Annotated in this window: 10 protein-coding genes; all 10 read left to right on the top strand. The window is 70.1% G+C overall.

From position 1 onward, the window contains the following. A partial coding sequence (locus AQJ91_RS47680) for an ABC transporter ATP-binding protein (RefSeq protein WP_067036488.1) occupies positions 1–900 on the top strand: 900 nt, incomplete at its 5' end. A 3-nt stretch (positions 901–903) separates the two neighbouring features. Next, on the top strand, positions 904–1,794 hold the full coding sequence (locus AQJ91_RS47675) for an ABC transporter permease (RefSeq protein ID WP_067036484.1): 891 nt from the start codon (positions 904–906) through the stop codon (positions 1,792–1,794). Then, positions 1,791–2,657 (top strand): ABC transporter permease, encoded by an 867-nt coding sequence (locus AQJ91_RS47670; RefSeq protein ID WP_067036481.1) that lies wholly within the window; start codon positions 1,791–1,793, stop codon positions 2,655–2,657. The genes AQJ91_RS47675 and AQJ91_RS47670 overlap by 4 nt, the downstream gene beginning before the upstream one ends. Continuing rightward, positions 2,654–4,036, top strand: a complete 1,383-nt coding sequence (locus AQJ91_RS47665) for an aminotransferase class III-fold pyridoxal phosphate-dependent enzyme (protein WP_067036478.1) — start codon at positions 2,654–2,656, stop codon at positions 4,034–4,036. The genes AQJ91_RS47670 and AQJ91_RS47665 overlap by 4 nt, the downstream gene beginning before the upstream one ends. Positions 4,037–4,059: 23 nt before the next feature. Further along, complete coding sequence (locus tag AQJ91_RS47660) at positions 4,060–5,013, top strand: succinylglutamate desuccinylase/aspartoacylase family protein (RefSeq protein ID WP_067036475.1); 954 nt, start codon at positions 4,060–4,062, stop codon at positions 5,011–5,013. Further along, on the top strand, positions 5,010–6,470 hold the full coding sequence (locus AQJ91_RS47655; RefSeq protein ID WP_067036472.1) for an aldehyde dehydrogenase family protein: 1,461 nt from the start codon (positions 5,010–5,012) through the stop codon (positions 6,468–6,470). The genes AQJ91_RS47660 and AQJ91_RS47655 overlap by 4 nt, the downstream gene beginning before the upstream one ends. Then, a complete protein-coding gene (locus AQJ91_RS47650; protein ID WP_067036470.1) occupies positions 6,467–7,405 on the top strand; it encodes an aldo/keto reductase in 939 nt (312 codons plus the stop codon). Before AQJ91_RS47655 ends, AQJ91_RS47650 begins: the two co-directional genes overlap by 4 nt. A 60-nt stretch (positions 7,406–7,465) precedes the next feature. Beyond that, entirely contained in the window at positions 7,466–8,131 is a 666-nt protein-coding gene (locus AQJ91_RS47645) for a haloacid dehalogenase type II (RefSeq protein WP_067036467.1), read from the top strand. A gap of 48 nt (positions 8,132–8,179) precedes the next feature. Then, complete coding sequence (locus tag AQJ91_RS47640) at positions 8,180–9,463, top strand: NAD(P)/FAD-dependent oxidoreductase (RefSeq protein WP_067036464.1); 1,284 nt, start codon at positions 8,180–8,182, stop codon at positions 9,461–9,463. A gap of 143 nt (positions 9,464–9,606) precedes the next feature. Beyond that, positions 9,607–9,888 (top strand): lyase family protein (locus tag AQJ91_RS47635; protein ID WP_267891320.1); only part of this gene is annotated, 282 nt, incomplete at its 3' end.

The following is a 9,888-nucleotide window of genomic DNA, read 5'->3' as shown; positions in this document are numbered from 1 at the left end:
ACCATCACCGTCGGGGACCGGGACGTGACCCGCCTCGCGCCGCAGAAGCGGGGCCTGGGGTTCGTCTTCCAGCAGTACCTGCTCTTCCCGCACATGACGGTCAGTGAGAACGTCGCCTTCCCGCTCACCCTGCGCGGGGTGGCGAAGGACGAGATCCGCCGGCGGGTGGGGCAGACGCTGGAGATCGCGGGCCTGTCCGGGTTCGGCGGCCGCACGCCGCGTGAGCTGTCCGGCGGTCAGCAGCAGCGCGTCGCGTTGTGCCGGGCACTGGTCTACCGCCCGCCGGTGATCCTCATGGACGAGCCGCTCGGCGCCCTGGACAAGAAGCTCCGCGACCAGCTCCAGGTCGAGATCAAGACCATCCAGCAGGAACTCGGTCTGACGGTCATCTATGTGACGCACGACCAGGAGGAAGCGCTGGTCATGTCGGACCGCATCGCGGTGATGCGCAACGGCCTGATCGAGCAGTTCGACACCCCCAGGGAGCTGTTCGAGCGGCCCAGGACCCCGTTCGTGGCGGACTTCCTCGGCGCGGCCAACTTCCTGCCCGGCCGCGTGGAGAAGCACGTCGGCGAGTACACCCTGGTCCGCCTCGACAACAGTGGCGGCCTGCTCAAGGCGCGCCGCCACCAGCTGGCCTGCGGCACGCAGGTCAAGGTCGCCGTGCAGCCGGGCCGGCTGCGGGCCTGCGCCAGTGACGACGGTTTCTGTACCGGCACGGTGGAGACCGCCACCTACGTCGGCACCCTGGTCCGTGCCGGCGTGCGCATCGACGGCGGTGACGCACCGCTGCTGCGGCTGGAAGTTCCGGCCGGCCGCGGCCCCGTCACCGGCGAGCGGATCGGGATCACCGCCGACCCGGACGACGTCAGCCTCTTCCCCACCGAACAGGGAGGGTGAGCCATGGCCGCCCCCCTCACCGCCACCGCCCCCGCCCGTCCGCGCAAGCTCCTGGCCTCGCGCAAGACCCGCGTCGGGATCCTGTATGCACTGCCGGTCGTGGTGTATCTGCTGGTGCTGTTCGTCTACCCGATCTTCAGCACGCTGCTGCTCAGCCTGCAGAACGCCGACGGATCGCTCACCCTGCACTGGTACGTCGAGTCGCTGACCGGGGTCAACCTCGCGGTCCTGATCACCACGCTGCGGATCTCCGCCGAAACGGCGCTGTTCAGCCTCGTCTTCGGCTTCGTCCTGGCCAACGCGATCACCCGGCTCAAGCCCCTGTGGGCCGCACTGGCCATGCTCATCGTCGTCGTCCCGCACTTCATCAGTGCCCTGGTGCGCACCTACGGCTGGATCATCATGCTCGGTGACAAGGGCCTGGTGAACGAAAGTCTGGCGTGGGCACCGGGTGCGCCGCTCCAGCTGCTCTACAACGAACTCGGCGTGGTCATCGGCACCACCTCCATGATGCTGCCCTACACGGTGCTGCTGCTGTACGGGGTGATGCGCGGTGTGGACCGAAGGCTGCTCGCGGCGGCGGCCAGCATGGGCGCGGGACGCGTGACGATCTTCCGCCGCGTCTATCTGCCGCTGGTCGCCCCCGGCCTTGCCAGTGCCGGACTGCTCAGCTTCATCCTCTCGCTGGGCTACTACATCACCCCCGCCCTGATGGGCGGACCCAACCAGACGATGATCGCCACCCTCATCAACCAGCAGGTGACGAAGGAGAGCCAGTGGAACGGCGCGGCCGCGCAGGGCGTCATCCTGCTGCTGCTCACCCTGGCCGGACTGCTGCTGGTCAAGGCCGTCACCTCCCTCGGCGCCAGCCGTAAGAAGAGGAGCGCGTCATGATGGAACTGCGCAAAACCCTCGCCGGACGCATCGCCCTGACCACGGTCGCCACCGTGATCCTGCTGTTTTTGGCGCTGCCGATCGCCGTCATCCTCGTCACCTCCTTCAGCAACAACGCCTTCGCGTCGTTCCCCCCGGACGCGTGGACGCTGAACTGGTACAAGGCCCTGTTCGCCGACGGCAGCAAATGGCCGGCCGCGCTCTCCCTGAGCGCCCTGGTCGCCGCCCTGAGCACCGTGTTCTCACTGATCATCGGGGTGACCGCGGCGACCGCCCTGACCCGAAGCGAACTCCCGCTGCGCTCGGCGGTCTACGCCCTGGTCCTCGGACCGCTGGTCATCCCGCAGATCGTCACCGCACTCGGCCTGTTCCTGCTGTTCGAGCCGGCCGCGATGCTGGGCAGCCCCATCGCCATCGCGCTCGGCCACACCGTGCTGGCCTCGCCGATCGCGGTGCTGATACTGATCGCGACCCTGCGCGGCATCGACGAACGCCTCGAGGACGCCGCGGCCAGCATGGGCGCCGGCCGTCTGACGATCGCCCGGAAGATCACCTTCCCCCTGGCGGCGCCGGGCATGATCGCGGCGGCGATCTTCTCCTTCATCACCAGCTTCGACGAGTTCTACATCTCCCAGTTCCTGTCCTCCGTCGACACCGTCACCCTGCCGGTGCAGGTCTACAACTCACTGACCTTCGAGATCGACCCCAGCGTCACCGCGGTCAGCGCGATCCTCATCGCCTTCGCGATCCTCGCCCTCGGCCTGGTGGCCCTGGCGCGCTGGATCGGCTCCGGACGGCAGGAACCCCTGCTATCGGTCGAGACCGCGACGGGGATCGCCACCCCGGGAGGTGAGGCGGTATGACCGCCGCCACTGCTCAGCTGACCGCCGCCTCCGCTCAGCGGCACCTGCTGCTGAACATGACCGCCAACGGATCGCTCGGCCCCGAGGGCGAGGACCTCCTGGTCGTCCGGCGGGGGGAGGGCCCGTACGTCGAGGACGCGGACGGCAGGCGCTACATCGACGGCCTGTCGGGGCTGTACTGCTGCCAGCTGGGTTACTCCTACGGCCCCGAGTTCGCCGAGGCGGCGGAGAAGCAACTGCGCGAGCTGTGCTACAGCCCGCTGTGGACCGGCTCCGCGCACCCGACGGCGATCGAACTCGCCGAGCGGCTGTCGCGGATCGCCCCCGTGGACATCGAGCACACCTTCTTCTCGGGCGGTGGCGCCGAAGCCGTCGAGACCGCCTGGAAGATCGCCCGCCGCTACCACGCCCTGAACGGTGAGCCGGGCCGCACCAAGGCGATCGCCCGGCGCGGCGCCTACCACGGCCTGACCATCGGGGCCCTGTCCCTCACTGACGACCCGGGCCTGACGGACCCGTACGGTCCGCCCGCGATCGACACCCGGTTCGTGTCGAACACCAGCCGCTTCGGCCTCGCACCGGAGTTCGCCGACGACACCGCCTTCACCGCACACCTGCTGGCCGAGCTGGAGGCCGAGATCCTGGCCGAGGGTCCGGAGACGATCGCCATGCTGATCGCCGAGCCGGTGCAGAACCGGGGCGGCTGCATCACCCCTCCCAAGGGCTACTGGCAGGGGTTGCGGGCGCTGGCCGACCGGTACGGCTTCCTGCTCGTCGCCGACGAGGTGATCACCGCCTTCGGCCGCGTCGGCGAGTGGTTCGGTGGTGACCTCTACGGCGCCCGCCCGGACATGGTCACCGTCGCCAAGGGCATCACCGCCGGATACGCCCCGATGGGCGCCACCCTGGTGAGCACCAAGGCCACCGAGGTCATCAACCGGCCCGGCGCGGTCCTCAACCACGGCTACACCTTCGCCGGGCACCCGCTGAGCGCGGCCATCGCCCTGCGCAACCTGGAGATCATGGAGCGGGACCGGATCCTGGACAACGTCCGCGGTCTCCAGGACGACCTGGCGCAACGCATGGCGGCCCTCACGGACCTGCCGATCGTCGGCGATGTCCGCGGCACCGGGTTCTTCTACTCCTGCGAACTCGTCGGCGACCTCGACTGCGGCGGCTTCAGCGACCGCGCCCGGGCCGATCTGATCGTCGACCTGATCCCGCGCCGGCTGCGTGAAGCCGGCCTGCTGGCCCGTGTCTACAACCGTTCCGCGCCGCTGGTCCAGATCGCGCCCCCGCTGATCAGCGACCGCGCTCTGCTCGACCGTATCGCCGCGATCGTCGCCGGCACCCTCGCCGAGGCGTCCGCCCGCATCTGATCCACGTTTTGGAAAGGATCCACATGTACTCCATCGGTCCGCTGACCGTCGCCCCCGGCGAGCGCGCCCAGGGCCTGATCCCGGTAGGCACCAGCAGCTACGGCGTGGAGCTCGGTATTCCGCTGATCGTCGTCAACGGTGCGCAGGACGGCCCGGTCCTGTGTGTGGACGCGGGCGTGCACGGCGACGAGTACGACGGCCAGGAGGCCATCCGCCGCGTGCTCGCCGAGATCGACCCGGCCACCCTGCGTGGCACCGTCGTCGGCATCCCCTGCCTGAACACCCCGGCCTTCGAGGCCGCCGCCCGCGCCAGCGGCATCGACCACCTCAACCTCAACCGCATCTTCCCCGGCGACGCGGAGGGTTCGTACTCCCAGCGTCTGGCCGCCACCTTCGTCGAGCAGGTCATTCCGGCCGTCGACGCCGTGGTCGACCTGCACACCGGCGGCGCCTACGGCGAGATCGCCCCGCTGGTCATCCTCCAGGGCGGCTATGAGGACCTGGCGACGGACCTGGCACTCGCCGCCGGGCACGAGCTGGTGTGGAAGGGCGGCAAGTGGGGCGGCACGGTCCGCCACCCCGTTCTCGAGGCCGGCAAGCCCGCCATCACCATCGAGTGCGGTGGCGCCACCTATCGCGAGACCAACGTCGAGCATCACATGAACTCGATCCGCAACATCCTGCGCAGCCTCGGCATGACCGATGGCGAGGCGGAGCTGCGGGACACCTACACCACCGTCTCCGGCACCTTCGCCCGCTCCGCCTCCGGCGGCTTCTTCGTCGCCCGCGCCGAGCCGGGGGAGAACTGCAAGGAAGGCGACCTGATCGCCACCATCACCGACCACTACGGCAACACGCTGGAAGAGGTCACCGCCCCGCAGGACGGCATCGTGCTCTGGGTCCGCCGGATCCGCACCGTCCGCCCCGGCGACGAGGTCGTCATCTTCGGTGAAATCCTGGGGGAGATCCGGCCATGACCGGCGAACTGCAGCTGAGCGAACTGCTCATCGACGGCAAGCAGGTCCCCGCCGCCGACGGACGCTCCTTCACCGTCCTCGACCCGTCGAACGGCACGGCCATCGCCCAGGTGGCCCTGGCCGGCGAGGCGGACGTGAACCAGGCGGTGGCTGCCGCACGCGCGGCCTTCACCTCTCCCGAATGGGCCGGGATGCGCGCCGCCGACCGGGGCCGCATTCTCTACCGGATCGCGGAGGCCATCCGCTACCAGGGCGAACGGCTGGCCCGCCTGGAGAGCCAGGACGTCGGCAAGCCACTGCGCCAGGCCAAGGCCGACGTCGAAGCCGCCGCCCGGTACTTCGAGTTCTACGCGGGCGTCGCCGACAAGCTCGGCGGTACCACGATCCCCCTCGGGCCCGGCCTCATCGACTACACGGTCCGCGAGCCGATCGGCGTCTCCGGCCAGATCATCCCCTTCAACTACCCCCTGCAGAACACCGCGAGGGGTTCCGCCCCCGCGCTGGCGGCCGGCTGCACCGTGGTGCTCAAGCCGTCGCCGGAGGCACCGCTCACCCCGCTGGAGATCGGCAAGATCGCCCTGGAGTGCGGCCTTCCGCCGGGCGTCCTGAACGTCGTCCCCGGTGACGGCGAGACCGGCGCGGCGCTCGCCGGCCACCCGGACATCAACCAGGTCACCTTCACCGGCTCGGTGCCCACCGGCATCAAGGTCGCCCAGGCCGCCGCCGCCAACGTGGTCCCCTCCGTCACGGAACTGGGAGGCAAGTCCCCGGTCGTCGTCTTCGCCGACGCCGACTTCGACCTGGCCCTCGGTGCCGTCGCCGCCTCGGCCTTCGGCAACGCCGGCCAGACCTGCTCGGCCGGTACCCGGCTGCTGCTCCAGCGCGGCGCCGAGGAGTTCCTGGACAAGCTCGTGGCCCACGCCGCCGCACTGCGCGTCGGCCCGGGTCTCACCGACCCGGACGTCGGCCCGCTGGTCGCCGCCCGGCAGCGTGACCGGGTGCTGGGCTACGTGGACCTGGCCCGCGAGGAGGGCGCCGTGGCACGGGCCGGCGGCCGCGCGCCGTCCGACCCGGCCCTGGCCGACGGCTACTACGTCGAGCCGACCGTCCTCACCGGCCTCACCAACGACGCCCGGTGCGCCCGCGAGGAGATCTTCGGCCCCGTCGTCACCGTCATCGAGTTCGACGACGCCGACGAGGCCCTGGACATCGCCAACGACAGCCCGTACGGTCTCGCGTCCTACGTCTGGACCCGTGACATCGACAAGGCGATGCGGCTCGCCGAGGGCATCCGGGCCGGCCAGGTCTACGTCAACGCCACCGGCGTCGGCACCGGCGTGGAACTCCCCTTCGGCGGCTACAAGCACAGCGGCTGGGGCCGGGAGAAGGGCCTCGCCGGCATCGACAGCTACACGCAGACCAAGAACGTCTGCATCGGCTTCGGGAACCGGTCATGAGATACCGCGCGCTCGGTGAACGCGGCCCGACCGTCTCAGTGGTGGGCGTCGGCGGCAACAACTTCGGCGCCCGCCTCGACGAGGACGGAACGAAGGCCGTCGTCCACGCGGCCCTCGACGCCGGGATCACCCTCTTCGACACCGCCGACATGTACGGCGGGTTCGGGGAGAGCGGCACCGGGCGCGGTGACGGCGAACGGCTCCTCGGCGCCGCCCTCAAGGGGCGCCGCGACGAGGCCGTGCTGGCCACCAAGTTCGGTATGGAGATGGGCCGGGACGCGGACCTGTACGGGCCGCGCGGGGCACGTGCCTACCTCCGGTACGCCGTCGAGGCATCGCTGCGCCGACTCGGCACGGACCGGATCGATCTGTACCAGTACCACGAGCCGGACGGCGTCACCCCGCTGGAGGAGACGGTGGCCGCGCTCCGAGAGCTGGTCGACGAGGGCAAGATCCGGTACATCGGCTGCTCCAACCTCCCGGCCGAGGACCTCACCGACGCCTTCGTCTCCACTCAGGCCCGCTACCACCTGCTCGACCGAGCCGTGGAGCGGGACCTGATCCCGGCGTGCCTGCGCCACGGCGTCGGCCTGCTGCCGTACTACCCGCTGGCCAACGGCCTGCTCAGCGGCAAGTACCGGCGCGGCGAGCAGCCCCCGCCCGGCAGCCGCCTGTCCTGGCGGCAGGGCTGGCTCACCGACGCGGCCCTCGACAAGGCCGAGGCGCTCACCGCGTACGGCGCCGAACGAGGACTCACCCTCCTCCAGGTCGCGGTGGGCGCACTGGCCGCGCTCCCCGCCGTCGGCTCCGTCATCTGTGGCGCCATGACCCCCGAACAGGTCACCGCCAACGCGGCGGCGGCCGGCTGGATCCCCGACCCGGCCGACCTGGCCGCACTCGACGGGATCGTCACCCCCGGCGAACGCGTCGTCTGAAGCCCCCACCCCGCCCCACCCCCTGGAAATCCGGAAACCCGCGAGACTGAGGCGAACACCATGCGAGAGATCGTCACCTTCGACGCCTATGCGACCCTGATCAACTTCGAGCTCGGCCCCACGACCCTGAAGGTCCTCGAGGACCGGCTGGACCTGGACAACCTGGACGTCGACGAGTTCCTCGACGACTTTCGCGTCATGCGGTTCCAGGCCGTCCTGGAGGCCTACCGCCCGTACCACGAGATCCTGCACTCCAGCCTGCGCAACGCCATGCGCCTGCACGGCCTGGAGTACCGCGAGTCCGACGGTGACGCCCTCGTCGAGGCCGTCCCCACCTTCGGTCCCTGGCCGGAGGTCCCGGACGCGCTGCGCGCCCTGAAGACCAAGTACGAGATCGCCATCATCTCCAACACCGACGACAACCTGATCGCGCGGAACGTCGAGAACATCGGCGTCGAGTTCGACTACGTCATCACCGCCCAGCAGGCCGGCGCCTACAAGCCGGACCGCCAGACCTTCGAGTACGCCTTCAAGACCATGGGCGTCGAGCCGTCCCAGGTCATCCACACCGCCCAGGGCTGGGAGTACGACCACATCCCGACCCGCGACCTCGGCCTGAGGCGCCGGGTGTGGATCAACCGCTACGGCCGCCCGGGCAGCGCCGACTACCAGCCGTACGACGAGCTGCCCGACCTGTCGGGCCTGCCCAAGCTGCTCGGCTGCTGACCGACGGCGCACCGGCGAAACAGACCGAGAACACAGAGGACGCACGCCATGAAGCAGATCCCCTACTGGCTGGACACAGCCCCCGCCCTGCCCGACCGTTCCGGAAAGGACCTGCCCGACGAGGCGGACGTGGTGGTGATCGGCGGCGGTCTCACCGGCCTGTCCACCGCCTACCACGCCGCGCGTAAGGGCGCCCGGGTCGTCCTGGTCGAGAAGGACAAGGTGGGCTCGGGCGCCTCAGGGCGCAACGGCAGCATGTGTACCCAGGGCATCACCATCAGCCCCGCCGAGGCGCGCAAGCGCTACGGGCAGGAGCGGGCCCGTGAGCTGTACGACTCCTTCCGCGAGGCGGTCGACGTCGTCGAGGAGCTCACCCACACCGAGAACATCGACTGCGACTTCAACCGCTCCGGGCGCCTCGGCGCGGTCTGCAAGCCGGGGCACTTCGACGGCCTGCGGGCCAAGCAGCGCGACCTGGCCGACAACTTCGGCCACGAGACGATCGTCCTGAGCAAGAGCGAACTGCGGGCCGAGCTCGGCACGGACTACTACCACGGGGCCCTGCTCGACCCGCTCAGCGCGGGCCTGCACGTAGGCAAGTTCGTCGGCGGCCTGGCGGACGCCGCCGAGCGCGCCGGCGCCGAGATCCACGAGCGCAACGCGGCCACCGGCCTCACCCGCCTCCCCGGCGGCGGCTTCCTGGTGGAGACCATGAACGGCACCATCCGTGCCAAGCAGGTCATGGCGGCGACGGACGCCTACACCGACAAGTCGATGCCGTGGTTCCGCAGGCGACTGATCAACGTCGGCAGCTTCGTCATCGTCACCGAGCCGCTGGGGGAGGCACGCGCCAAGGAGCTCATCCCCAACGGCCGCCTGCTGGTCGCCCACAAGAACGTCGGCCACTACGTCCGCCTCACTCCGGACAACCGCCTCGCCTTCGGCGGCCGGGCCCGCTTCGCGCCCTCCAATCCGGCCTCCGACATCAAGAGCGGCGACATCCTCAAGCGGGAGATGACGGAGATCTTCCCGCAGCTGGCCGGAACGCGGATCGACTACGTCTGGGGCGGCATGGTCGGCTTCTCCTGGGACCGCGTTCCGCACGCGGGTGACGTCAACGGCCTGTACTACTCCATGGGTTACTGCGGCCACGGCGTCCAGATGGCCACGTACATGGGCCGGGCCGTGGCCGAGATGATGGACGGCAAGCCGGAGTCCAACCCCCTGCGCGGCTTCGGCTTCCCGAAGGTGCCCGTCCCCTTCTACAACGGCACCCCCTGGTTCCTGCCGTTCGGCGGCGCCTACTACAAGGCGAAGGACCGGCTGCTCTGAGCCGACGCCGACGGCGTCGGAGCCGCGGGGACTTCCCAAGCGGCGGTCCTGGGACGTCCCCGCGGCTTTCCGGTCCAGCGGCCTGTTGCCGCACCCCACATGTGTCCACGCCTGAACCGCACCGAGAGAGGGCCCGCACCGCCATGACCGCCGTCACTCGCAGCGAACACGACCTGCTCGGCTACCGCGACATACCCGTCGACGCGTACTGGGGTGTTCACACCTTGCGCGCCACGGAGAACTTCCCCATCACGGGCACTCCGATCTCCGCCTACCCGCACCTCATCGACGCGCTGGCCGCCGTCAAGGAGGCCGCCGCTCGCGCCAACGAGGAACTCGGCCTGCTGGACCCGAAGAAGGCCGCCGCCATCGTCGAGGCCTGCCGGGAGATCCGCGACGGCAAGCTGCACGACCAGTTCGTCGTT

Source organism: Streptomyces dysideae, from assembly GCF_001514305.1.
GTDB lineage: Bacteria > Actinomycetota > Actinomycetes > Streptomycetales > Streptomycetaceae > Streptomyces > Streptomyces dysideae.
Note: the sequence above shows the minus strand (reverse complement) of the source record. Positions and strands in the feature narration are given on the sequence as shown.